At 46.4% G+C, this 25,386-nt stretch carries 17 protein-coding genes; 11 read left to right on the forward strand and 6 right to left on the reverse strand.

Going from position 1 to position 25,386, the window contains the following annotated elements:
* The first annotated feature begins 108 nt into the window (after positions 1–108).
* The 3 genes from DQX04_RS10150 (at position 109) to DQX04_RS10160 (ending at position 10,893) form a co-directional block, all read left to right on the forward strand.
* The gene (locus tag DQX04_RS10150) at positions 109–1,446 is read left to right on the forward strand and encodes a hypothetical protein (RefSeq protein WP_111915818.1); all 1,338 of its coding nucleotides are present in this window, start codon (positions 109–111) and stop codon (positions 1,444–1,446) included.
* Positions 1,436–9,472 carry a FecR domain-containing protein gene (locus DQX04_RS10155; protein ID WP_111915819.1) on the forward strand — a complete coding sequence of 2,679 codons (8,037 nt, stop codon included), beginning with the start codon at positions 1,436–1,438 and terminating at the stop codon, positions 9,470–9,472. The genes DQX04_RS10150 and DQX04_RS10155 overlap by 11 nt, the downstream gene beginning before the upstream one ends.
* 110 nt (positions 9,473–9,582) lie before the next feature.
* Positions 9,583–10,893, forward strand: a complete 1,311-nt coding sequence (locus tag DQX04_RS10160; RefSeq protein WP_243699895.1) for an amidohydrolase — start codon at positions 9,583–9,585, stop codon at positions 10,891–10,893.
* A 41-nt stretch (positions 10,894–10,934) separates the two neighbouring features.
* On the opposite strand, the gene DQX04_RS10165 is transcribed toward DQX04_RS10160, so the two are convergent.
* The 4 genes from DQX04_RS10165 to DQX04_RS10180 are packed head-to-tail and all read right to left on the reverse strand — an operon-like array spanning position 10,935 to position 15,989.
* Entirely contained in the window at positions 10,935–11,372 is a 438-nt protein-coding gene (locus tag DQX04_RS10165; RefSeq protein ID WP_111915820.1) for a hypothetical protein, read from the reverse strand.
* Positions 11,369–12,712 carry an MFS transporter gene (locus DQX04_RS10170; RefSeq protein ID WP_111915821.1) on the reverse strand — a complete coding sequence of 448 codons (1,344 nt, stop codon included), beginning with the start codon at positions 12,710–12,712 and terminating at the stop codon, positions 11,369–11,371. The genes DQX04_RS10165 and DQX04_RS10170 overlap by 4 nt, the downstream gene beginning before the upstream one ends.
* A gap of 16 nt (positions 12,713–12,728) precedes the next feature.
* Entirely contained in the window at positions 12,729–14,732 is a 2,004-nt protein-coding gene (locus DQX04_RS10175) for a bifunctional UDP-sugar hydrolase/5'-nucleotidase (protein WP_111915822.1), read from the reverse strand.
* A gap of 6 nt (positions 14,733–14,738) precedes the next feature.
* On the reverse strand, positions 14,739–15,989 hold the full coding sequence (locus DQX04_RS10180; RefSeq protein ID WP_111915823.1) for a DUF418 domain-containing protein: 1,251 nt from the start codon (positions 15,987–15,989) through the stop codon (positions 14,739–14,741).
* 90 nt (positions 15,990–16,079) lie between these two features.
* Between DQX04_RS10180 and DQX04_RS10185 the strand changes: the two genes are divergently transcribed.
* Genes DQX04_RS10185 through kynU form a run of 6 tightly spaced genes read left to right on the forward strand, consistent with a single transcriptional unit; the run spans position 16,080 to position 21,773 of the window.
* Entirely contained in the window at positions 16,080–16,502 is a 423-nt protein-coding gene (locus DQX04_RS10185; RefSeq protein ID WP_111915824.1) for a PleD family two-component system response regulator, read from the forward strand.
* Position 16,503: 1 nt separating this feature from the next.
* Positions 16,504–17,250, forward strand: a complete 747-nt coding sequence (locus DQX04_RS10190) for a YaiO family outer membrane beta-barrel protein (RefSeq protein ID WP_111915825.1) — start codon at positions 16,504–16,506, stop codon at positions 17,248–17,250.
* Positions 17,228–18,313: a HEAT repeat domain-containing protein gene (locus DQX04_RS10195; RefSeq protein WP_111915826.1), complete on the forward strand. Its 1,086-nt coding sequence runs from the start codon at positions 17,228–17,230 to the stop codon at positions 18,311–18,313. The genes DQX04_RS10190 and DQX04_RS10195 overlap by 23 nt, the downstream gene beginning before the upstream one ends.
* The gene (locus tag DQX04_RS10200) at positions 18,310–19,713 is read left to right on the forward strand and encodes a glycosyltransferase family 2 protein (RefSeq protein WP_111915827.1); all 1,404 of its coding nucleotides are present in this window, start codon (positions 18,310–18,312) and stop codon (positions 19,711–19,713) included. Before DQX04_RS10195 ends, DQX04_RS10200 begins: the two co-directional genes overlap by 4 nt.
* A gap of 9 nt (positions 19,714–19,722) precedes the next feature.
* Positions 19,723–20,529, forward strand: coding sequence for an alpha/beta hydrolase (locus DQX04_RS10205; protein WP_111915828.1), 807 nt, complete (start codon positions 19,723–19,725; stop codon positions 20,527–20,529).
* Between the two features lie 5 nt (positions 20,530–20,534).
* Positions 20,535–21,773, forward strand: a complete 1,239-nt coding sequence (gene kynU / locus DQX04_RS10210; RefSeq protein ID WP_111915829.1) for a kynureninase — start codon at positions 20,535–20,537, stop codon at positions 21,771–21,773.
* A 63-nt stretch (positions 21,774–21,836) separates the two neighbouring features.
* On the opposite strand, the gene DQX04_RS10215 is transcribed toward kynU, so the two are convergent.
* Positions 21,837–22,235: a DUF6746 family protein gene (locus DQX04_RS10215; protein ID WP_207916344.1), complete on the reverse strand. Its 399-nt coding sequence runs from the start codon at positions 22,233–22,235 to the stop codon at positions 21,837–21,839.
* A gap of 13 nt (positions 22,236–22,248) precedes the next feature.
* Positions 22,249–23,622 carry a M28 family metallopeptidase gene (locus DQX04_RS10220; RefSeq protein WP_111915830.1) on the reverse strand — a complete coding sequence of 458 codons (1,374 nt, stop codon included), beginning with the start codon at positions 23,620–23,622 and terminating at the stop codon, positions 22,249–22,251.
* A gap of 205 nt (positions 23,623–23,827) precedes the next feature.
* On the opposite strand from DQX04_RS10220, the gene DQX04_RS10225 reads away from it, so the two are divergent.
* Positions 23,828–24,166, forward strand: coding sequence for a P-II family nitrogen regulator (locus tag DQX04_RS10225; RefSeq protein WP_111915831.1), 339 nt, complete (start codon positions 23,828–23,830; stop codon positions 24,164–24,166).
* Positions 24,167–24,175: 9 nt separating this feature from the next.
* Complete coding sequence (locus DQX04_RS10230) at positions 24,176–25,348, forward strand: ammonium transporter (RefSeq protein ID WP_111915832.1); 1,173 nt, start codon at positions 24,176–24,178, stop codon at positions 25,346–25,348.
* Positions 25,349–25,386: the final 38 nt, after the last annotated feature.

Here is a 25,386-nt window from a genome sequence, read left to right on the forward strand (position 1 = left end):
GGTGTAATTCTTAACGCTCGTTGTATTAGCTCACTGCTTTTCGCTAGTGAAGTTTCTTAGTTGCTACACACGACTACGCTTTTCTAAAACTTAAGGCAGGCATTTAGAATGTTGAATATTCGCGCTTTTGCAATTGCTGCAGTAATTGCACTGTGGGCCGTCCCTAGCTATGCACAGACTGTAAATTCAGTTATATCAGAGGGCAGAGCGTTGTTAGAAAGCGAGCAAACTCAAGCCGCTTTTGACGTATTCCGTGAGCAAGAGTCTAAATTCGCGGGTAACCCTCAATTCGACTATTGGTTTGGCGTTACTGCATTTCGGGCAGGTGAACCCTTCGAAGCTTCAGTCGCACTAGAACGTGTTATTGCAAATCAACCACGTCACGCAGGAGCGCGATTAGAGCTAGTTGCGGTCTATATTCAACTTAACCAACTTACGCCAGCAGAGCGGCAACTCGATTACTTAGGCGGCTTAAATGCACCACCACAAGCACGTATTGCTATGCGTAGATTTCGTGAAGTTATTGCGGAGCGAAGAGAGCAAGCCAACCAAGACCCGCAAATGATCATGCTCTCACTAGACACCGGTTACGACAGCAACTTTCTAAACTACCCAGATTCATTCGACTTATTTGCAGGTACTATTTTACAAGGTATAGCGGTATTAGAGGCCGACGACACCATGTACAACACCATTCGTGGTGTCTATTACAAACGCTGGAACCAAGAGGACGGTTCTTACTTAGAAACAAGTGCAACCGGGCAGTCGCGTAAAAATCATAATAGTGAAGCAAGTATTTTTGACACTACAATAGTGCAAGCTGCTGCCACAGTAGGCATGCCAATTGATATGACGAGCGAACTTCGCTTCGGCGCAGAAGTAGCACAGCTTTGGTTAGACAACGACCGCTACCGTACTCACTCAGGTGTTTCCGTAGGCGTTCGGAAAGCCCTGTCTCAGCGTTCAATATTTAACGTTGATTTAGGGTATAGCGAATATAATCACGCAGAACAGCGCAATAACTTCACCAGCTGGGACATCGATGCTAGCTATATTTACACCGTGTCCGAGCGACTTCGCCTAAGACCTCAGTTCCAAGCTATCTGGGAAACAATGAGCAGAGAGCCTACTCGACAGGGTGGGGCTGCTAACAATTATAGTTTGTCGCTTACGGCAGACTGGGCACTCAATGCTAGCCACCAAATTTCTTCCAGTATTGGCTATGAACGCAAAGAATTCGACCAACTCGGATTTTCTGTATTTAACCGCGGGCAAGCGGCTATTCGCGAAGACGACAGTTATCGACTGCGGCTAGAGTGGCGCTGGGATATCAACCAACACTGGCGTACCACATTTTTCGCACAAGTTCGCGAGCAAGACTCAACGGTCAACTTTTTTGATTTAGACCAAAACCTCGTACAAGGGAGCATAAGCTATGTTTTCTAATCTTTTTAACGCATACAGAGCAAACCATGTCGGGGTGTTTTTAGCTTCTTGCCTCATTGTTGTAGCCTGCTTTTCAAGTACCGTCTCCGCTCAAGAGAGCGACACCGAAACGGCTGGCCAGCTCTTATTTACCCACGGTACTGTAGAAATCACACGCAATGAAGAAACCACGAGCGCTTCACGCGGTGAAGACCTTTTTAACCAAGATTTACTCATCACAGGCACGGCTTCCAGTGCGCAAATACGTTTTTCCGACAACAGTTTGATAGCCGTACGCCCAGAAACAGAGTTTCTCATTGAAAACTATGCCTACGACGAAACCAATCCAGAAAACGGCCGTCAATCAACACAACTCATTCGCGGTAGCTTACGCGCCATGACAGGTGCAATTGGCCAAGCGCGCCCAGAAAATGTGGAATTCAAAACCCCAGTTGCCACCATGGGTATTCGTGGCACTGTGCTTTCTATTGTTCATATTCCAGAGGGCTCTGGCAATTCAGAGCTTGCCTCAGGTACTTATCTTCAAGTTGAAAGCGGCTCCGTAGAAGTAGTTAATAATTCAGGAGCTCAATTAGTTAACGCGGGGCAAACCGTATATGTAGAAAATGAGAACACTGCGCCGGCCCCTGCTTCAAATGACGCTGTGAATTACTTTGCCAGCCAACAAACGCAGCAAGATGATGAAAACGATGAAGAAAACGACGACAGCAGCAAAAATAACGACGGTAATAACAATAACAACAGCGGCAGTGGAACGAGTAATTCGTCTTCAAGCTCGTCTAATAACAACCCTAGCAACCAAAATAGCGGAACTACGACACCACCAGACGACGCGAACACTAACCAAGGTGAGGACGATATAGAGGAGAATACGCCCGAGCCAGAACCGCTACCCGAGTTTGGCTTAGACTTCTCCCCATATGGTATTTTCGGCATTCTAGCGGGCGGTGACATTACCCCAACAGGTGAATTCACTATAGGAGACTACAGCACCCCTGCTCTGCGCTTTGACGGTGGGGAAACGTTCGAATCTGGTTATTTCAACACAAACCAGTATTACCCTGGCTCTAACTCAGACATTAACTGGGCGCGTTGGGCTTATGGTGACTATGAACTTGTAAATTCGATCCTAGAAGATGTAGATACCGGCCATGATTTTATGTATCTACTGACCAATAATCCGATTACTGACCTAGGCACATTCAACGATACATTTAATAGCACTAGTACTGGAACCACTAGCAATCTGCGCTTTAGCTTAGCTAACAGCCCTGGTATTTCATTGAGTAATGGGGAGTCGCTATACATTGGCGAGGACAGCTACATATCTGTTGGCACTCATGTTGTTTCCGATCTAGCAATGCACGGGACTGTACAAATTGTCATTAACTTCGGCTTCTCACCCTTCGAAGCTAATTACACAATGAGTAACTTAGTTGGATTTGCGCAGCTATTTGATACCTATATTAGGCTAATAGAACGTGGAAGCAACGTACTTTTAGCAGATGGTAAGCTATGGCTCGTTCCTAGCGGCAACGAAACATGGGGCTTAGATGCATTCCTTGCAGCATTAGAAGTTGAACTGCAAAACCCAGAATCAGACATAGAGGACAAAATCAAAGGCTACGGCATGTTAGCTTTTGTCAACGACTGTATCGTGAATTTCCCTTGTCCTTATTTTGAGTCCTACATTCCCGGTGAAAATGCTGGACCGAATTCAGAATATTTAGGAAGTAACGGTCAAGTGACAATTCATACAGACTCGGCAAACACTTTTCTGTCTGTTTTTGGAGAATCAGCTTGGGACAGTATTCGTACTGTAGTAGCCAAGCAAAACGCTGACAAAACATCAGGAGTACTATTAACAGAAGAAGAAGGACTGGTTTTAGGTGAATACGTAACGATCAATGGTGTCAACGTTTTCTGGGGTCATTGGCTCGGAGGCTCTTACCAAATTTATGACACCCCTGAAAATGAAGTGCCAACTTGGCTCGATAACAATACCAATTACCACTACATTTGGGTTTCTGAGAGTATAAACACCTCGCCCTCTGCCACTGGAGAGATGCAGTTTGAAATGGTTGGTGGCTCAGGACTAGTATCTGATAGCAGCGATCGTGTTTTTGACTTCCAACAGGGTGACATAACCGTAAACTTTGACGAAAACTCCATGGGTGTGGTGCTCATTTTTGAGGAAGGGGAAGGCGAAAACAAAATTGAAGCTATTTTGGAAGGTACTAACCTAGATTTACTTGCTTTCCTCAACAATGAGCAAGGCATCACATTGGTAACTGAGGATGGGCCGTTTGATTCGGCCAGTATGTTTGGTGGCTTTGCAGGCGAAGGGTTAGATGCGCTAATAGCTATGCTTGAAGCATCTCTAGGCGATGAAACCTTCCGCGGAACAGGTGTATTTGAATCGTATGAAGTAGCAGAAGATCTGCCGGAATGGGGGACGAACTTTTCTCCGTACGGTATTTTTGCAGAGCTTGCAGAAGGAACAACGTTCCCAAGCCAAAGCAATATCCTCGACTTTTACAGTACATCTAGTCTCACCTTCGAGGGGTTAATTGCATTAAGCCCGGACAACTTTAGCCAAGGTGGTTTCAGTCCGACAGGCGCTTATTACAACGCAAATTCAAATATTCAATGGGCTCGTTGGGCGAATGGTTATTACACTTTATATGACTCGCTCGGTGAAACCGTTGAAACGCCATTCGACTTTATGTATTTGGTTACTGACAGCTTAATCGCTAGCGATGACTTTACAGATATAGTTTCGCAGTGGCACACCGGTCAAAACCTTACTTTCAGCCTATTTGACAGCCCTGGCGTGACCCTGAGCAACGGCAATAGCTTTTCCATTGGCTCTACCTCGCATATTTCTTTAGATACCGAATCTCAAGAGATTAAAGTGGTCATAGACTTTAGCTACGACATCGAAGAGTTTGACGGCAGCCTTGAAGGGCAAGCCAGTTTTGCAGACTTATTTAATACCTTTATCGCGCTAACTTTAGCCGGAGAAAATTCCAGATTTAATTTCGACGGCACTCGTCTTGTGACAGCATTCAGCGGTTCCGACGAATGGGGGGTAGACTCTATTCTTACCTCTTTGTTTATCCTTTTTGAAGACGAAGAAACCCAAGAGCAAGTTGAAGGTTATGGCATGCTGGCTTTTGTGTATGACTGTGTAGTGAACTTCCCTTGCCCTGCCGTTGGCTCTTCCGAGAGCTTAGCGAATAATGATATGGAGTCCGCTGCGACGTTAGGCGGTAACCTCGGCACAACCGTAAGGTCTAACGCACAGAACAGCTACATGGATGAGGGGCTAAGGTTACTCGCTCAGTTAAATCAGTCACAAGAACTTAGTTTCTTAGCACTGGATTCAGACGGATTCGGCCTGTTCGAACAACGAGGTACATCACTTAACGTAGGTGATTCAGAACTGTTTTTCGTGTGGGGGTACTGGGAAGCAGACAGTTACGATTTATACGAAAATGGAGCAACCTTTAACGATATCAATCCGCTCAGCACGTCTTCAAATTATCACTACATTTTAGTCACTGAGTCTTACACCGACGAGTTACCTTCAATCGGCGTCAGAAATTACGAGTTTGTAGCAGGCTCAGGGTTAGTTTCAGAGTCTGATGGTAGCGTGATGGAAATGACAGAGGGTCAGATAAGTGTTGACTTTGAAGACGAATCACTCGGCCTACTGTTTATATTCGATAATGACAATAACGAGGTCACTCTTAGAGGGAGCGTTGATGATCTTTGGGCATTCCTAAACAACGGAGCCTCAATCACCCTAGAGGGACAAGACTTCGATTCTGGCTCGATAGCAGGTAGCTTTGCCGGGGCCAATATGGAAGCCTTAATGGCGCTTATTCAAGCTACCTTCAATGATAATCAATATGCAGGAACGGGAGTGTTCGCATACACACCACCTATTGACGTTGATGAATATGGTACCGGATTAACCTTATCAGGGTTTCTTGGTAATGGGGCAACACACTTAACTTACACTGGCGAAGGTAACAATTTCTATTTTACTGGCTTTGAATCCGAAGACTTAATCTTCGTTGGTGAAGATTTCAACATCAATGATCAGGATATCCCATTATCATTTGTAGATTTCAGCATGAGTGACTGGAACCTAAACAGCAGCAATCGTATATTGTGGGGTGTGTGGGATGCTGGCAGTTATTCGCTCGTGGACAGCGCAGGATATGAACGAACCACGACTCAACCATTTGTTTACCTTTATGCTAGCGAACAGCTAGGTACCGTTGATTCCGTTGAGACGGCTATCGCGAATAACCACAGTACAGAAACGACCATGAAGTTTCGTTTTGGAGGTGGTGAAAGCGTATTCTTAAGTAATGGAGAATTCTTTAACGTTGGCCCTGAGTCGTCGCTTACCCTAGACCTCAGCGACAACTCAATGGATGCTTTTTTCTCGTTTGGTTACACCGCTGAAGGCGGCTCTGTTGCTCGGTTCCTTGAAGGTAGCGGCTCTATTGAAGACTTCTTCAACAGTTATATTCGATTAGATGAAGAAATCATCGTAACGAGCAGTGAAGCAGAAGAAGTCAGCGCAATAGTCGATTTTGCAAGACTATACGGTATCTTCGGCGGTAGTGAGAGCTCAGGCATAGACTCAATTCTCGCAGGTCTCTATGTCTCGCTAATCGGCAACGAGCCAGTAGACGGCTTTGGCATGTTCTACTTCCTCTACTGCTGGATGGGGAATTCGTGCGATATACCGAATTCAGACCCAAGCAACAACGTAGGCACAGGGCTTTCTATTGCTGGCTATTTGGAGCGAGAAAGAGACCTGAGTAACTCCAATTTTGCCGCGCTTGGTTCAGGTGGCACCTATCCGACGTACCTTCAGAACAGTGAGCTAACATTTAACGCAAGCGGCGACCCCGATGTTATAGAAACAGTTCAGGTCAGTGAATGGAACGAAGACAGCAGCACAGAAATTAGTTGGGGGTTATTCTCTCCGGAGCAATATACACTTACTAATAGTAACGGTAACGGTGTAACTAACGACCATTACTTCCCTTATCTGTTCTCTGATCAAACCTTATCCTCTCCTGGCGAAGTCGAAACTGCCGTTTTGGCGAACCATTCTGCTGAAGGCACCATGACCTTTAAACTCGGTGGTGGAACTGGCGTTAATTTGAGTAATGGCGAAGTAATAGCGCTCGATGAAAGCAGCCGTGTATACATTGATGTAAACGCTGAGTCGGTAACCTTCGAGCTCGACTTTACTTACAGTGCAGAAGAGCTCGAAATTATTCGCACACTCTTCGGCAATGGTTCAGTCGAAGAATTTTACAATAGTTACATTGAGCTCGAAGAAACGAGCTCTGCCAACAAAATCGTAGAGCTAGCCAGAATGTATGGTGCATTAACTGGAAATGAAGAGACCGGGATAGATGCGCTTTTAACGGGCCTTTTCTTAGCTATAAAAGACGCTTCAGGTAACAATGCCCACGGTTTTGGCCTCCATTACTTCCTGTATTGTTGGATGGGCAATACCTGCGAAGAAGAGGTAGTGGAGTTAGCATACGGCGGGCTCATGGATTATGGCTACTTCCCAAGTGCAACTATTGGAAGTCAGTTTTACAGCACAGAAGACGCGCTTGGCTCGAGTGTTTGGCATCCAGAACAGCTTGCCGATGAAAATCGCGTATTTAGGCTAGAGGATACCCCCACAAACACCAATATGTTCCTCAGCAGTGCTTACCATGCAAACTCAGGACCTGGTCAGGCGAGTTATTGGGGCTTTTACGATACGGGTACTTGGAACTTCTATGACCTAGGTGATAGCGATTACCTCGAGCCTCTCAACGGTTCTGGTAGCCGGCCATTCCATTACGCGTTTACTTTTGACCCTTTCAACCTTAATACTTTTGCAGATGCGGATGTTGTATTAGACGGTTACACGGGGCCAATGAGCTTTAGACTTCTCGGAGCAACCCCCGTTCACTTTGCTTCAGGTGAATACTTGGCGACACAGTCTTCCAGTTCAGTAACAGTCGATCCGATCAACAACACTGTCTCGTTCCAAATAGACGTCGCGTACTCAGGAGAGGGTTTCGACTTTATCCACAAGCTGGCAGGAACTGGTGATATCGAAGCGCTTTATAATCACTTTATTGAGCTTACGGATCAAAGCTCCAATCCTATTGTGGATACCGCTAGAATATTTGGTCAACTTACCGGGACAAACATCGGAGCCGGCACCATTGGCAACATGAACAACTATCAGAACGTCGGTGGTTTACTTGCGGCATTGTTAGTTTCCTTGATTGGTGAGGAAACCGACTTTGGTATGGGTACGATTGCATTCGCACATTGTTATTTGAACAACGACTGTTCGTTTACCAACTTACCCACTATTCCAGGTATGAATTTAACCAATGCGGGTATTCTCGACAGATCGCTTGCCCAAATGGCATCGGAAGGAACAACAGTCGTCGAAGAAGTGAGTGCTGGTTTCTCTGCTCCGACCCACGTAGAAACCCAAGCGTACACCTTTACGGTTGATGAATTTGCAATTCCTCTGTACTACGACACATATGACCTAAGCTTCATGGATTCAAATATTCAAAACAGAATTCATTTAGGTATCTGGGAAGGTGGCTCTTATACATTGCTCAATCAATGGGGCGATGAAATGGACAACAGTGCCGATATGCCGTATCTGTTCTCCGACAATACACTTGGCAGTTCTTACATGGTTGAGACGATTGCCGGCGCAAACCACTCTGGCGTTTTGCAGTTTGATTTATTCCAAGGAACAGGAATGCAGCTTTCAAACAATGCCACGTTCGCACTTCTTGCCGGTAGTCACCTACAGCTCGATCTAGATGCTGAATCTATTTCAGAGCAAATCTCGGTCAGCTTAGAGTATTTCTACGACACGGCAATGACACCTTCATACCTAACAGGCAGTGGTTCTGTGGCGCAATTATATGAAGGCTTCATAGCCCTGAACGATCTGGGTTCAGACATAGATTACAACGACGCACGTTTTTATGGCTCGTTCGCAGGTGATATGAGTTGGGGCTTAGACTCCTTCCTTGCAGGACTTTATGTCGACTTCTTGGATGGTTCTGAACATGTAACAGGTTATGGTCAGTTCGCATTCCTTAGCTGCTTACTATCTATGCCTGGATATACTGAAACTAATATAGCCTCTGGCTGCGGTGGCGGTGGAGGCTTCGATCCTTCGTACACATTAGTTTCAGACTACTACGTGGGTAAAAGCCCTGCGGTATTCGCGGTTAATAACTCCATGGGCTATCGCGCACTAGACACCGGTGAAAATAGTGCCTTCTTCGATATTTTCCAGAACGGTAATCCGGTTTTAGTATCTTCCGGAGAGGCATTCTATGGAGGTACCGGATATCTATTTAATATCATTTCAGAAAATCCAACCGCCGACTGGGACGGTGGAACTGAATACGTAGACACCCTTGGCGGGGTTGAACAGGAAGAGGTGCAATGGGGTTATTGGGCGCCAAACTCTTATGAGCTAGAGGAGTCTTATGACGAATATACTCAGTACCCTCTGGATACTAATGACCGCTTCTTCTATATGGTGGTGAGTGACACGACCGACGTAACCATGCTGCCAATTTTGCAGTCTGAAATTGGCTCTGCAACATTTGCGCTTAGTGGTGGTTCTGGCGGGCTAATTAATACGCAAAATGGCAACTTCAGTGCGTTAACGGGCGGCTCTTTATATGTAGACTTCACGGGCGAAACCTTTGATGTTGATTTACAATTCGGTGCCGGTAATTCGCTTTCTGCATTAGAGGCGGATATTTTCGCTCTATTTAACTACACACCAATTACTCTAGACGGAACTGGAGTATTCGGCGGAGGCAGCTTGCAAGGCACCTTTGTTGGCCCTGAAGCTGAAGGGGTAGCTGCAATGATTAGCGCATGGCTAACCGCGAACGAAGAAACCTTGCGAGGCATTACGGTATTTGAGCGTATTCCGTAAACGCTCTAACTCATACCGAAATCTAATAAAAACCAGTGCAGCCCGCACTGGTTTTTTTATGAGATTTACTGCCATACTGGGTCATACACTATTACTCGGGAGTTTTAACCGTGCAAAGCCAATCATTTAAAAAGTTATCCCTAGCTGCCGCCATTACATTGACCTCCGCTTGCTCTGCCATAAGTGCCCCAAGCGTTGCTAATGAAACAATAAGAATAGACTCACAACTCGAACAGCAAGTCATTACTTGGCGTCGAGATCTTCATCAAAACCCAGAGCTCAGTAACCGTGAATTTAGAACCTCTCGCGTGGTTGCGGAGCACTTGGAAAGCCTGGGTATTGAAGTTCAAACCGGTATTGCTCATACCGGTGTAGTCGGCATTCTAGAAGGTGGAAAGCCAGGACCGTTGGTTGCACTGCGAGCTGACATGGATGCCCTTCCTGTCACTGAACAAACCGACGTTCCTTTCCGCTCAACAGCAGTTGGCGAGTATCGTGGCGAAGAAGTTGGCGTAATGCACGCGTGCGGACACGATTTGCACGTAGCTATGCTTATGGGAGCTGCTGAATATCTAGCTGAGCACAAAGAAGAGATTGCCGGCACAGTCATGTTTATTTTCCAGCCAGCAGAAGAAGGCGCACCTCGAGGTGAAGAAGGTGGTGCAGAACTGATGCTAGAGGAAGGCCTGTTTGCCGAACAGATGCCAGATGCAGTGTTTGGTATCCATGTTTGGAGCGCTGGAAACACAGGAACTATAGGTTATCGCTCAGGTCCGCTTATGGCGTCTTCAGACCGGTTCGAGATCAATGTTAAAGGTGTACAAACTCATGGTTCACGCCCATGGGGTGGTGTAGACCCTATCGTTGCTGCGGGACAAATTATTACCAATGTTCAAAGCATCGTAAGCCGCCAAGTAGACATCACTAAAGCGCCAGCCGTAGTGAGTTTTGGTATCGTAGAAGGCGGCGTTCGCAACAACATAATTCCCGACGAAGTGTATTTAGAAGGTACCATTCGTAACTTCGACATGGACATTCGCCAATCTATCTTTGAGCGCCTAACCACGACCGCCGAGCACACAGCCGCAGCTAGTGGCGCTGAAGCACATGTGCATATTGATGAGGGCTACCCAGTCACCATTAATAACCCTGAGCTCACCGCACAAATGCTTCCGACAATGCGAGCAGTGGCTGGTGAAGATAACGTGAAAGAAAATGCGCTGGTGACAGGTGCGGAAGACTTCTCGTTCTACGCACTAGAAACTCCGGGTCTATTCGTATTTCTGGGTATTACTCCGCCAGACCAAGACCCAGCAACTGCACCGAGTAATCACTCACCATTCTTTTATGCCGACGAAGATGCATTAAAAATCGGTACGGAAATGTATATTAACTGGGTGTTTGACTACGCCGCGCTTTAATTAACGCTCATACAAAAAGAGCCGCTTCAAAGCGGCTCTTTTTATTCATCACATTGTCGAACCATTACTGATTCGGTCAATTCAGGATGAGCAGGACCTGCAACAAATCCGCATTCATTACTTCCACACATGAATCCATATACGCTTTTAACTTCTCCGAACTCACGTACTTCAGCAACCGCTTTCCCACTCTTTATATAGAATCGACGCTCTTGACGACTCGTTGGCGCTACAAGTGGAACAGGAACCACCGCCACAAATGCCCCAATTCCTTGCCAGTTATACCCTTCAAAATAAGAGAGCACTTCACATTCGCCCTGACGTTTAATTCGGTCAGGTTCGCCGTGGCGTGCGATAATCTCTGCACGTACTAATTGAGCATGCTGTTGCGCATGCTCGTATGTTCCGTAAGTTCCAACGGCTAAACCCACACAGCCCTGAAGTAACAGTAATGGCGCGAGTAGCGCTAACTTTCTCACTCGGCAGAACTTTTTGCAGTGATAGTATCTAAACCATGACCGTGAGGGCCCTTTTCCGTTACCCAAAGCTTAAAGGCGAAGAACAAGCCAAATAGCGCGAGGAACGTATAGAACCACATTCCAGGCGTGTAACCTGCAATATTGTCTGGGCTAGCACCATAATGGGTATTAAGCTTACCTATCACTAGCGGTACGACCGCCCACCCCACTTGCTGACAGAATGTCATCAGTGCATAAGCAGAGCCTATTCTGCGCTCATCCACAATGTAGGCCACTGAAGGCCACATCGCAGCTGGAATCAGTGAAAACACAACCCCGAACAATAGCATCACAATAATCAACGTTAGCGGAATCATAATTTCCGTTTCACCAAAGCCTAAATCGATAGCGGGACCTGGTGGTAAATAGGTGGCAAGCATAAAGAGTGGTGCCATCACTACAACACCGACCATCATAAATACGGCTCGTTTACCGACACGGTCGATGAGCAGCCCGAACAATGGTGTCGCAATTATCGCAGCCATTGGTAGTACGCTATTTAGTGTACCCGCAGCCTGGCGAGAAAGACCGTGTGCTTGTTGGAAGTAGTCGATAGCAAAACTACGGAACGGGAAAATAGTAGCGTAAAACACCACGCATAACGCCACCACGTACCAGTACGAGCGTCCGAAATTATAAATGTCTGACCATTTTAGCTTTTCAGTTTCTTCAGCTTCACCAAGCTCATATTGACTCTCAGCTCGCTTCTCAGACATCCAATAAAGCATGGCAGCGGTTACCGAAACTGCGGCAACACCTGTAGCTAACCAAAGTGGGTCTTGCCAATTTGAGTACAAGCCGCTAGCGAAATTGGTCGATTGGTCTGCAGAAAAAGAACCTAAACGCGAAATAGAAAGGTTTAAACCAAACGCTAAACTAAGTTCACGGCCTTTAAACCATTTCGCTAGCGTTGCCGTTGCCGCCACAATCAATGGCTCGGAGCCCATACCCAACAAGAATTGTCCGGCTAGCATGGTTTCAAAATGCGGAAACGCGGTTCTCAGTACCGAAGCGAGTAAACACACCACCGCAAAGAAGAAAATAGCTTTCTTTGTACCGAAACGGTCGATGATATAACCGCCAAGCAGTAGCACTAGCAAAGCTGCAATATTATATGCCGAGGTAATTTGACCAATTTGGTCGTAGCTAAACCCTAGGTCTTGTTGCAATAAGTCGTAAACAGGACCAAGTGCGTCATAAATATAATAGTTGCCAAACATTGCCATGCTAACAAACAGCAACACGAGCCAACGCATCACCGGCGACGGTTGGCCCGCCGAGGTTTGAGCTTGTTGAGTCATAAGAATTCTCTTTTATTTATTGTTCTAAACGTTCGAGTGTAACGACTGGATAAGGAATCTCCAACACGTGGTGGCGTTCTTCTTGGAAAAAGTTGATCACCGAAAGCGCGTCTAAACCACATTCTACACCTTCAGCATCGCAATCTGGCGCTTGGCCTTCGTAGATGGTGAGTAAACTTCCTTGCGCATTTCGCTCTACTCTCTCCACGAGATATGCATGAAATGTTTCGTCTTGAATCACCACGTCTATACGATCAGAACTTTCCTTTTGCGCTTCATAAATACCATTCCAACCATCATTGCCTGCTGCGCTGTAGCCGCTCATAACCACTTGGTAAACCTGCTCGTCTTGCAAGGCTTCCCAAACCGGCTGCTCTAATGTTCCACGGTTAACTTCTATGTGAGTAATTTCTCCAGCAACACCAACCTCAGTCTCTTCAAAGGTATACCGAAGATTACCACCATAAGGATATTTACCCGCGTGAGCACCAGGTGCCAGCGTGCTCTCTATCACGTTATCCAGCAGCGCGCGTACTTGCTCCCCAGTTAACCCTAAAACTGAAAGGAAAGAACCAAACGGCAAAACTTCTAGCGATATATTACCTTCACGAATTTCACCTTGGCTTAAAGGCTTGCGAATACCGCCCGCGCCAATTAAAGCGAAGTCCGGTGTAACGCCCGTTAATTCAATAATCTCGGGTTTTAAGAAATAGCGGTATTGAGCATACGCTATAAGCGGCGCTAAATCCGACCCATGCTTGTCACTTCCGTAACTACCAGGCAAACGAACATGGTTTATATTTTCGGGAACAAAACCAATAATATCGCCGTAAGCTTCACGCATTTCACCTTGGTAACGGTTCACAATGTGTTGTTGTAACTCTGCTTCCGGAGCTTGTACACGAATGCCTTCAAGCTGTTGCACTTGCCCTAGAATTTCTTCGTGGTTAGGGTAACGCTGCGCTTCGTCTCTGGAGTCAGCCTGGAACAAACGGTTCCCTACCAGAACTGTATTTCTTCCTTCGCAGTTACTTATCGCGCCACTTTCATCAAAAGTAACCGCTAACTGACCTATGGCTTGGGCGTAATACCCGGCCTGAACCACGCAGGTCTCTGAAGTGCCATTTGGGTTTTGTACACGAGACGCGTAAACGGGGCTTTGTTCCCAACCTATATGCGAGAAGTCACCCAATAATGTATGCGAGTGGCCACCCACAATCACATCGATACCGTTCACCTGAGCCGCAACCTCTCGGTCAATTTGGTGACCGATATGTGTGACCGCAACGACTTTATTCACGCCAATAGCATGCAGTTGGTTTATCTGTTGTTGCACGCTTTCCACCATCGGCAAAAAAGCTACGTTACCCGTATCTGGAGAGATGTTCGGCATGTCTTCTAATACCAAACCAACAATGGCGACAACTTTCCCTCTCTGCTGTTCGGTAAAACCGTCTAGCTCATCTAAAGTAACACGGTGCTTCTGCCCCTGCTCGAAATGGTACAAAACATAGGGTAGTAAGTTATTCTGATCCGCTAAGCTTTGGTCTTCAGAAGCGTCGATATTGGTCGCAACCAGTGGAAAGTTAACGGCATCTATAAATGCGTCGAGCTTTTCGTTATCTAAATCAAACTCATGATTTCCTAATGCCATGGCGTCTAAGCCAAAACGAGAGAGTACGTCGGCATTCATTCTACCTTCATTTAACAGAAAGTATGCGCTGCCCTGCCATGCATCCCCTCCGTGTAAAAACAAAAACGGCGTATTACTTGCCTGCGCTTCTGCTCGGGCGCTATTGGCAGCAGAAAGCAAACGTGGGTGACCACCTATATCAAGGAAAACCGAATGGGATTGGTCGTTGTGAGGAACAACCATATTTCCCTCAACCGGCTCGAAGGCAGAATGGGTATCATTAATATGCGCAATAGTGAGCTCAAACTCTTCCGGCTTATGTGTTTGGCATGCCAACAAAACCGTTGAAAGAACAGTAACCGCCGTTAACTTCAAAATATGCTTCATTAGGGCTTAAACCTTATTTTTACTTGCACGCACACCACCGTATGTAAGCGTTCGCCAAATCCATTCCATCGGCCCATATTGGTGAGTAGACATCCACCAACGACTAACAAACAACTGTAGTATATAAACCGCGATGGCAATTAACGTTGCTTCCGCACGGCCCAACTGACCGTAAAGTCCGAAGCCGTAACCATAAAACAAAAACGTGAAAATAACCGACTGCGCAAGGTAGTTAGACAGCGCCATGCGACCAGCAGGCGCAAACAAGCCCACCCATTTCTTGCCGCTATGCCATAACCAACCCAGTGTGCCTACATAGGCGAGGCATAACGCTATGTTTGATCCAGCTTGTACGAAAAAGATAAGTGATGACTTAAAGTTCGGCATCACAAGGTCCATCTCTAAGCCACCTATTGCTAAAAATGTGGCCAATGGAATCCCGATGACATAGCCCCGAATCATCATTTTCTTAAATGAACGAAATGATTTTTCGGGCGCACCCGTAAATAAACCACTTTTGAACAAGTACGAGCCAAGCAAGAACATGCCCAAAATAGGCGGAACCATGAAAATAAGCCCTGCACCAAGATATAAAGTCGACATCTCAACCATTCGATACTGCACGGCTTCAACCCATCTTCCCGAGCTGTAAACCTCACTCCCCTGTGCAGCAATTGCAGTGATATGCGCTAAAAACTCCGCATTCCCTTCCATCATCTTGGCTCCGTCTGACGTCGCCATTGCCAGTGACGCAATCGCGCCAAACGCAAGCATAAGTGCAGGAGCAAATGAAAGAAGTCCTATCGCCCAACTGCGAAGCTGCTCAGGCTCTTTCTTCGTAAAGAGCAACAAAAATAGCCCCACAAAAGCGTAGATCAGTAGAATATCTCCTGACCAAATCAAAAACGCATGGATAGCACCGAAAATACCCAAGAAGAATATCCGTCTGAAGAAGAGTCTTTTCGGATGCTCGGTCTTAGCAGCAGCCCGATCAAGAAAGATAACAAAACCGATACCAAACAACAGCGAGAACATGGTGTAAAACTTACCCTGAATAAAGCCATACACCCATCGCGCCACTTCGAAATCCGCACCTACTTGGCTCATATCGAAGCCTAGAGGCATACTCACTGGAGGCCGCTGAAAGAACTCAATATTCATCATTAGAATGCCAAACAAAGCAAAACCACGAATTACGTCTAAAAGCTGAATCCGCTCCTGCGCAGAAGTAGGTACTGGCTGACCAAGTGCTGTCATGAGTAATCGCCTTATAAAGTGATGATTTGAATTTAGATCTTTCTGGCATAGACTTAAGTACAAATATAAACCGGATTTAATTTAGGCGCTATGGAACCTCAACAAAGCAACGTTCGTTTACCTATTCTTATTGCCGATGACGACGCCGACTTAAGAGATATTTTAAGTGCGTTATTTGCGCGGCAAGGGTTCCCCGTAATCCTATGCGACGACGCCGAGGGCGTGTTGAAGCATATCGAAGCCAACACGGAACTGAGCGCGATTATTATGGATTTACTCTTACCTTTTGCAGACGGCTTTGACCTGGTTAAGCAAGTCCGCCGTAATCCTCATTATCAAAATACGCCGATGGTTATTCTAAGCGACCTCACCTCTGAAGAGGACGTTATAGAGGCATTCACTCTGCGGGTTAATGACGTTATCAGTAAGCCTTTTCAACCTCGAGAGCTAAAAGCTAGAGTACTACGCTGGCTCGAACACGAACCGTTACCAAGTTTTAATTGGAAGGTTTAATATGCTACGAATTTCTTTGCTACTCACACTGTTGTGCGCTCCATTAGCACATGCCGAAACGCAACCAAGTTTTGTCGCTGCAGGAATCGGCTTTGACACCCTTTCCAACAACTATGATGGTTGGCAGCACCAATATGCTCGTGGCCAGTATGGTTACTCATCACAGCTAGCACTGAGAGCTGAAGCACGAAACTATCAACGATTTAATCTCACAAACACCGAATTCTCTCTTGGCGCGTCTTATCAGTGGCAGCCTAAAACTTCTTTCGACATGGAAATTGGCACAACGCCAAATGCAGACTTTCGTCCCGAGCAAAGAGCGAGGTTTCAGGTCTACCAGAGCATCGGACGCTCTTGGGGCAGCGCTGTTGGCATTGATTGGCAGGCTTGGCCAACCCGTAATATAACGACCCTGTTCATAGAGCCCGACTGGTACATCGGAAATTACAGACTGGCGTTTAAACTGAGTCAAATTAATCCACAGGGGTTAGATAGTGAGCTAGGACAACAAGTCTCTATTGCTCGTTATTATCGCAATATTTCATTTATCACATTGGCTCTCGCGACCGGAAGAGAAGTGGAAGCCATAGGCAGCCAAGTGATCGTAGCTGAAGTAAAGTCCTTGGCGCTTTACGGTCGTCATGAATGGAGAGGAAACTGGAGCTGGGAATACGCACTTAGCTGGAGTGAACAAGGTGACTTTTATGACCGACAAGGAGTAGAGATTGGTCTCCACTATCGATTCTGATCCCTTGCTTCACGTTGTTCTTGTTGTAACAACGGGCTTTGGCGTTTTATGTCTCTTGCTGCTTATCACCGCAGCAGGTTTTCGCTTGCGCTCGGAACGAGAGCTGAAAGAACAAAGCGCTACTCGCGCATACTGGAAGGACGCTATTGCCTCTGCAATTGCCGAAGGACCGCAAGAAGCTTATGGGCTACCCAAGTTGACCAAAAAGGACCGTGCTCGCTTTCTAGAGTACTGGTGCTTAATGCATAGTTATGTGCGTGGCTCTGGCGACGACGCAATGAATCAAATTGCAGCTCAACTCAAACTTTCCGAATGGGTAACCTCTCTATTAAAAAGTAGAGTTTTGCGGGTGCGCATTACCGCCGTTACTGCTCTAGGCTATTACGGAAAAGCCAATAGTAAACAGTTAAAGTTGATTGAGAAAATGCTCAATCATCCAAACAGCCTTATCGCAGTTGCTGCGTTACGAAGCTTGCTCAGCCTAGACGAACAAAGAGGAGCAAAAGCCTTAGAAGCTATTTTCAAAGAGAAAACCTGGTCTGAAAGCCGAGTACTGAGCGCTTTGCGTGAAGCTCCTCTTGAAAGAGTTTTACCCAGCCTAAAGTTGGGTATGAAAGAAATGCCACGAAGAACCGCATTGAAATGTTTTCGTCTGGCAGAACAATTACGTGGCTATACCGATCGCGAAGAGGCCTTAAACTTGCTCGAGCGCTTTTTAGATGACACGGCTGTAGTCGCTCAGTTTCTTAAACTCGCAAGCGTTCCGAGTCTATTGGTTCACGCAACGCGTTTTCTAAGTCATCGTGATCCTGAAATAAGAGGGCTCGTTATTCGCTGTATCGGTCGACTCGGTGACGCCAGTTACACGCCTAGGTTGTTTGACCGCTTAGAAGACGAAGACCCTTGGGTGCGTTTCGACGCAGCAGCAACACTCATAATGCTACCCGACTTAACCCCAGACGCTATTAAGGCAGAGTTACAGAAGCGTCCAGCTTCTGCTGGGAGTGAAACCCTGACAATGCTGATAGACAATCAAATCAACTTGCAAGGGTTGGCCTCATGAATTGGATTGATATTGCATACACAATTCTTGTGGCTTATTTCGTTATTTTGTTTGGCATGTACACGCTACTCAATGTCATTAGCCTCTTTGCCGTAGACAAGCATATGCAAGAGTCGGGTAACCGCGTGTTGCCGCAGAACCACCTAACAATGCTTCCGCCTGTATCAGTGATTGTTCCAGCCTACAATGAAGAGTCCACTATTGTTGATGCGCTGCACTCGCTTTTACAGCTCGACTACAACGAGTTCGAAATTATCGTGGTCAACGACGGCTCAAAAGACGGAACCGCGAACAAAATCATGCAAGCCTTTCAAATGCAGCCGTGGCCAGAAGCCTACAAAGAAAAAGTCCCCACTAAAGCTGTTAAAGGCATTTACCGCTCACAACGCTACCCACAGCTTTGGTTCGTAGACAAAGAGAACGGCGGCAAAGCCGACGCACTAAATGTGGGTGTTAATGTTAGTCGTTACGCTCTCTTTTGTGGAATCGACGCAGACTCGGTGCTACAACGAGACAGCTTACAGCGCGTCATGATTCCGTTTCTGGAGAGTCGCGACACAGTTGCAGCTGGAGGTACAGTACGCATTCTCAACGGGTGTGAGATCCGCGGTGGCTTTCTAAGGAAAATAGCGTTACCTAAAGGCTGGTTACCCCGACTACAAATTGTTGAATACCTGCGTGCGTTCTTGTTTGGACGCATGGGCTGGTCGCCTATGAATGCCTTGCTTATTGTGTCCGGGGCATTTGGTGTATTTCGTAAAAAAACGGTGATTGAGGCAGGAGGCTACCGACCCAGTACCATCGGCGAAGACATGGAGCTGATTACTCGTATGCACCTGATGCTTCGTAGGAACAAGCAACGTTACCACATTCGATTTGTGCCCGACCCTGTATGTTGGACAGAAGCGCCGGAAGACTTTAAAACGTTGAAAAACCAACGCGTAAGATGGCAGCAAGGTTTATTAGAGAGCTTGTGGTACAACAAAAAACTATGTTTTCACCCTCGAGGCGGTGCGGCAGGGTGGCTAGCTTATCCGTTTATGCTATTTTTCGAAGCCTTTGGTCCAATTCTCGAGTTATTCGGTTATGGGTTAACCCTATTCCTACTCATTAGCGGGCAATTGAATGAACCCGCACTTATAGCTTTTTTAATCGCTGCATTTGTGTTGGGAATACTGGTTTCGGTAATGGCGTTATTGCTCGAAGAAATGACATTTCGAGTTTATAAAAAGCGGTCGAGCATTCTTACGCTATTTATTGCCGCTTTCATAGAAAACCTTGGTTATCGCCAGCTCAATAGTTGGTGGCGTTTAATAGGTATTTTCCGGTGGGCGCGAGGCAAAAAAGGGCACTGGGGCGATATGCAAAGAAGAGCTTCCGAAGATAAAAATGAATCATAAAGGAAATCCATGAAGTACATCCGGTTAGTCATCATTCTTCTACTTTCTATTTCGGCTACAAGTACTGTACACGCTAGCTCGCCAGAGCAAGTAAGCTTCACCAGTGTAACTGAGCTTGAATATGCTCCTGCTGATGAAGTGTTGTTTTATGGCAATGCGGAACAACAATTCGTTGAATACTGGGCAGGTACTTCGAATAGAAACGTTGTTCTGGTGCATGGAGGCTGTTGGCTAAATGCGTATGGAGTCGATCACATTCGTCCTACCGCCTCAGAACTTGCTGAACAAGGCTTTCATGTATGGGCTGTAGAGTACCGCCGACTTGGAGACGAAAACGGCGGCTGGCCGACCAGTAAACATGACGTGGCAGCGGCAATTGACTTAGTAGCGTCTCGTGCTGGTGATAGCCCAATAGTGGTCGCCGGACACTCAGCAGGCGGACATCTTGCGTTACTAGCCGCGGAAAATACTCAAACACAGGTAAGCCAAGTGATGGGGTTAGCCGCAATTACCAATCTTGAACATTACGCCCAGCAAGAAGGCAGCTGCCAAGGTGCGGGAGCACAGTTTTTGGCTACAGCTTCGGCTAGCGAGCGCGACGAATTGAATGTTAAGCAAAGCTCGACTCTATCTCGAATATTATTTGCTGGCGATAGCGACCCTATCGTCCCTGCACGACAAGCAGAACTAGGGAACACCTCTAATGTTGTTATTCACGGTGCAGGGCATTTCGATTTCGTACACCCGGAAACAAGTGCTTGGCAAACTTGGGTAGGTCATTTGCACACTACATTTAATGCATTAGAAGCAGAGTAATCATCATGTTAAGTCGTCTTGAAATTGCACAACAGCTAGACCGTGAAGATCCGTTATTCGAATTGCGCCATTTGTTTCATATCCCCGCGCAAACGGTATATTTAGACGGTAATTCGCTCGGACCTTTAAGTTATTCAGCGCAAGAACGAATTGCTCAAACCACTCAGCAGGAATGGGGCAACGACCTCATTGCGAGTTGGAATAAACATAGTTGGATCTCCAAACCACAACAGGTCGGAGACCGTATCGGGAAACTTGTGGGCGCCAGCGAAGGACAAACCCTATGCTGCGACTCGATTTCTATTAACCTGTTTAAAGTGCTTGTAGCGGCGTTAGAAGTTTTCCCTGGCGATACTATTGTGAGTACGGAGGACAATTTCCCTACCGACTTGTATATGATTCAGGGTCTGCAAAAACTACTCGAAGAACGCAATATAAAACTCGAATTAGTAGCCGAAAATGAGCTTGAAAATGCATTAAGCAGAGACGTTGCAGCGCTACTTGTAACGCACGTTAATTTTCGTACCGGAGCAATGCTCAACATTGAGAGACTTGCTCAACTCGCGCATAAAAATAACGCTGCAATCATCGTAGACCTTGCCCATAGCGCTGGCGCAGTGCCTGTTTATCTTGATGACTGGCAAGTCGATTTCGCTGTGGGCTGTACCTATAAATATTTAAACGCAGGACCCGGCGCCCCGGCATTTGTTTACGTAGCAGAACGTCATTTAGGGAAAGCATACCAACCTTTATTTGGCTGGATGGGTCATGCTGCACCTTTTGAATTCTCGCCAGAGTATGTACCAGCGCAAGACATCAGCCAATTTCTAGTGGGTACACCTCCCATAGTATCTATGTCGGCCGTAGAAGGGGCTTTGGATGTATTTGAACAAACAAGTATTCCAGCGCTTCGCGAAAAGTCTGTGAAATTAAGCGAGGCGTTTGAGCAAGCATTGGCGGAAAAAGGATTGAACCAAGAGCTGCAATCGATTTCTCCAACCGACTCTAACGTTAGAGGTAGTCAGTTAAGTTTTCATCACGAAGACGCGTATGCGATATGCCAAGCATGGATACACTCGGGAGTTATTGCAGATTATCGAGCGCCGAGTTATTTGCGGGTAGGTTTTGCGCCACTGTACGTGGGCTTTGAAGACTTATTCGTTGCTATCGAAAAGCTTGAACACATTATGCGTAATAAAACCTATAAAGAAGCTCAGTTTCAGGTCAAACAGAAAGTGACGTGATTGCGAAAAACGCAAAAAAAAACGGGACTACATAAAGCCCCGTTTTTCATGTCTTTATCTTTATTAGTTTTGGCTAAAAAAGATTTTTTGTACTTTTTCTAGGTACGCGCGCCCCTGCTCTGAAACTATTTCTCCTTGCATAGTTTCAGAAGCTAGATGCACTTCTTCTAAGCTTGCTGCCGTCGCTTCAAGCTCTTCATCTAAACGTTTTAACGCATTTTCTAGCGTGTAAGTCATTTGATGAATGTCAGCCATTTCTTGTGGAGTTAATCCACCTTCCATCGCTTCTTGAAGCTTCTGATTGTATTCAACTAGATTTGCCAACGCCGCTTCAATGGTAGGTGATTCACTACCTTCAAAGTGATCATAACGTTCGTCTTCGCTTGCATGGACGACACCAGCCACACCTGAAGCTACTACACTAGCAAGCGCTAATGAGCCAATTGCTTTTAAAAAATTCATACTGCATCCCACATTAGTCTATTTCGAAAGTACCTGCTGGTCCTGGGAATACCACTGGACTTTCGATACCTTCGTTGTTGATGCTTGCCACACCAAAGAAATAGTTATCGATCACTACGTTTTCAAGGGTTGCCTCAGTAACTTTTCCAAATTCTTTGCTGAATTGCCACTGAGGTTGGTCGGTATAACGCCAATACACCTTATAGCCGCGAATATTATCGTCCTCTTCGGTTCTCGGAGCATCCCAAGTTAATGTTGTGTCTGGACTAACAGCACCCGAAATTTCCACGCCTGTTGGTGGTGCCGGCGCCCAAGCCATGCTCGCTAATGACACTGCGTTCAAGGCAGTAAGTTTTGCCGCATAGTCGAAGTCAACATAGTCGATAGTGTCACCATAATGTCTACCGTCTTCGTTGCGCAGGTCTTGGTGTTGGCGGTCATAGTGCTCATTCGTTTCCATAATACGAACACCTGGGTAACCTAAGTCGTTAAAAGGTCTGTGGTGTCCGCCACGGCGAAAGCGGTCTAAACGGTAAATCACCATGGTGTCTAAGTTGGTAATGTAACGGTCTGCTATCCAGTCAATGTAGCGCGCTAAGTTCCTGCTTGGAGAATCTACCTCACCTCCGGTAAATCTTCTTAACGTGGCTTCATCGGCAGTTTCATTCATACGGGTGCCTTCGGCAAAAATACGCGCTGTAGTGTTATTCACCACTCCGTTAATGCCTGCAATATTACCGATCATGTCGTTATTGAGCACCGCGTGAAGTCGCCAGCCTTCTTCTTGCGCTTGGGCCGCTAGAATACGACCACCAAATAATCCTTGTTCTTCGCCAGCTAGCGCCGCATAAACAATAGAGCCATTGAATTCGTATTGGGTAAGCACACGAGCCGCCTCTAGCGTACCCGCTAAGCCCGAAGCATTATCGTTCGCGCCTGGAGCGTCTGAAGTAGCGTCCATTACGTCGGACACTCGCGAGTCAATATCACCAGACATCATGACATAGCGATTTGGATCGGTTTTCCCACGCTGAATGGCTACAACACTTACGACTTCAGTTGGGTCGGGTATTCGAGTAGTGCCCGAAATCACGTCACTACTGTAATACACTTCTAAACACCCACCACACGCTTGTGAAATACGTTCAAACTCCTCGAAAATCCAACGGCGCGCCGCACCAATTCCACGGGAGTCCGACTTTGTTTCTGAAAGTGTATGGCGCGTTCCAAAGTTCACTAAGGTTTGAATATCTCGTTCAATTCGATCAGCTGAAGGTGCTGCTGCTATGTCATGCAGTTTTTGCTGCTCCACGTAAGGCACATCTGCTTGAGCAAGCATACTTAATGAAGCCCCAACGCCTGCTATAGCAACTATAAACTTGTTCATGTCTGCTCCTTATATTCGGTAGCTAAGGGTGTTGCACTGATACGGTGCAAACTCGCAAATGGTTGCACAAAAATCAACCGCGAATTATTTTGCCATTCCCAAGCAGAGAAAAAAGACCAATATTTTCAATGCATTAAAGAGTGGCATTAGAATTGCTCTAGTCCTCTTAAAAAGAGAAAACAATCTCATAACAGAGGAATGTAACATGCAACTCATCATTGCCATTATTAAACCCGCCAGACTCCCCGAAGTTCGCGACGCGCTACATGAAGTTGGCTGCAACGGACTTACGGTGACAGAAGTAAAAGGTTTCGGTCAACAAAAAGGATTAGACGAGCTCTACCGCGGCGCCACCTACCGCGCAGAGTTTCTACCCAAGCTAAGACTCGATATCGCCATTCACCAAGAGCAGTCTGAACGTGTGGTAGAAGCCATTCAAAAGTCTGCCCAAACAGGGAAAACAGGCGACGGGAAGATTTTTGTTATTGATTTAGCACACGCGGTACGTATTCGTACTGGCGAAGTTGATGAGCAAGCAATTTAAGGAACGATTATGACTATTACAGAACTCGCATTTTCACTCGACACATTTTATTTGCTCATGAGCGCAGCGCTTGTGATGTGGATGGCCGCAGGCTTCTCAATGTTAGAAGCAGGTCTCGTTCGCTCTAAGAACACCACCGAAATTTTGGTTAAAAACGTCATGCTTTACGCTATCGCGTGTACGCTTTATTTACTCTTTGGATACCACCTTATGTATGGTACCCCAGACATCACAACACACGCTAAGCCAGCAGATATATTCTTTCAAATGGTCTTCGTTGCTACCGCAATGTCTATTGTTTCAGGTGCCGTTGCTGAGCGCATGAAACTCTCTAGCTTCCTCATCTTCTGTGTTTTGCTTACTGGTGTTCTGTACCCCATTCAAGGCAGCTGGAGTTGGGGCGGAGGCTTCTTAAATGAGTTCGGCTTCTCTGATTTTGCAGGCTCAGGTATTGTGCATATGGCTGGTGCAGCAGCGGCGTTAGCAGCGGTTATCGTACTTGGCCCCCGCAAAGGGAAGTACCGCTCAGACGGAAGTGTCCAGGCTATCCCTGGCGCAAATATGCCCCTTGCCACACTAGGTACATTCATTTTATGGATGGGCTGGTTTGGTTTTAACGGTGGTTCACAGCTTCAACTCAGCGGTGCTGGAAATGCCGAAGCTATCGCGAATGTCTTTATTAACACCAATGCAGCAGCAGCGACCGGAGCCATTGGCGCATTTCTTATTGTTCGCTTTGTCTGGAAAAAGGCAGACTTAACCATGATCCTAAATGGTGCATTGGCAGGTTTAGTCGCGATTACAGCGGCTCCAGACGCACCCACACCAGCTTTAGCCTGCCTCATAGGGTTAGTTGCAGGTGCCATTGTTGTGTTGTCTATTGTTGGATTAGACCGCGCTAAAATAGACGACCCGGTAGGCGCTATTTCAGTTCATGGTGTTGTTGGTTTATTCGGACTCTTAGTTGTTCCATTAAGCAATAGCGACGCAACTTTGGTTAAACAGTTAGCTGGAGCCGGAACGATTTTCGGGTGGATGTTCGTAACCAGCTTTGTGGCTTGGTGGATACTGAAAGTCGTTACAGGAATTCGCGTATCGGAAGAAGACGAGTATCGCGGTGGCGACATCAGCGACTGCGGTGTAGAAGCTTACCCGGAATTTATTACCCACAAACAAGACTAATATTTAGCTCTAAAACAAAAAGCAGGTTCTTTAAAGGA

This window comes from Aliidiomarina sp. B3213, from assembly GCF_003290085.1.
Classification (GTDB): Bacteria; Pseudomonadota; Gammaproteobacteria; order Enterobacterales; family Alteromonadaceae; genus Aliidiomarina.

Excerpts from the sequence above, each read along its gene's own strand:
- DQX04_RS10150 (WP_111915818.1), top strand. The coding sequence starts at position 109 with ATGTTGAATATTCGCGCTTTTGCAATTGCTGCAGTAATTGCACTGTGG.
- DQX04_RS10155 (WP_111915819.1), top strand. The coding sequence starts at position 1,436 with ATGTTTTCTAATCTTTTTAACGCATACAGAGCAAACCATGTCGGGGTG.
- DQX04_RS10170 (WP_111915821.1), bottom strand. The coding sequence starts at position 12,712 with ATGACTCAACAAGCTCAAACCTCGGCGGGCCAACCGTCGCCGGTGATG.
- DQX04_RS10175 (WP_111915822.1), bottom strand. The coding sequence starts at position 14,732 with ATGAAGCATATTTTGAAGTTAACGGCGGTTACTGTTCTTTCAACGGTT.
- DQX04_RS10180 (WP_111915823.1), bottom strand. The coding sequence starts at position 15,989 with ATGACAGCACTTGGTCAGCCAGTACCTACTTCTGCGCAGGAGCGGATT.
- DQX04_RS10185 (WP_111915824.1), top strand. The coding sequence starts at position 16,080 with ATGGAACCTCAACAAAGCAACGTTCGTTTACCTATTCTTATTGCCGAT.
- DQX04_RS10190 (WP_111915825.1), top strand. The coding sequence starts at position 16,504 with ATGCTACGAATTTCTTTGCTACTCACACTGTTGTGCGCTCCATTAGCA.
- DQX04_RS10200 (WP_111915827.1), top strand. The coding sequence starts at position 18,310 with ATGAATTGGATTGATATTGCATACACAATTCTTGTGGCTTATTTCGTT.
- DQX04_RS10205 (WP_111915828.1), top strand. The coding sequence starts at position 19,723 with ATGAAGTACATCCGGTTAGTCATCATTCTTCTACTTTCTATTTCGGCT.
- kynU (WP_111915829.1), top strand. The coding sequence starts at position 20,535 with ATGTTAAGTCGTCTTGAAATTGCACAACAGCTAGACCGTGAAGATCCG.
- DQX04_RS10215 (WP_207916344.1), bottom strand. The coding sequence starts at position 22,235 with ATGAATTTTTTAAAAGCAATTGGCTCATTAGCGCTTGCTAGTGTAGTA.
- DQX04_RS10220 (WP_111915830.1), bottom strand. The coding sequence starts at position 23,622 with ATGAACAAGTTTATAGTTGCTATAGCAGGCGTTGGGGCTTCATTAAGT.
- DQX04_RS10225 (WP_111915831.1), top strand. The coding sequence starts at position 23,828 with ATGCAACTCATCATTGCCATTATTAAACCCGCCAGACTCCCCGAAGTT.
- DQX04_RS10230 (WP_111915832.1), top strand. The coding sequence starts at position 24,176 with ATGACTATTACAGAACTCGCATTTTCACTCGACACATTTTATTTGCTC.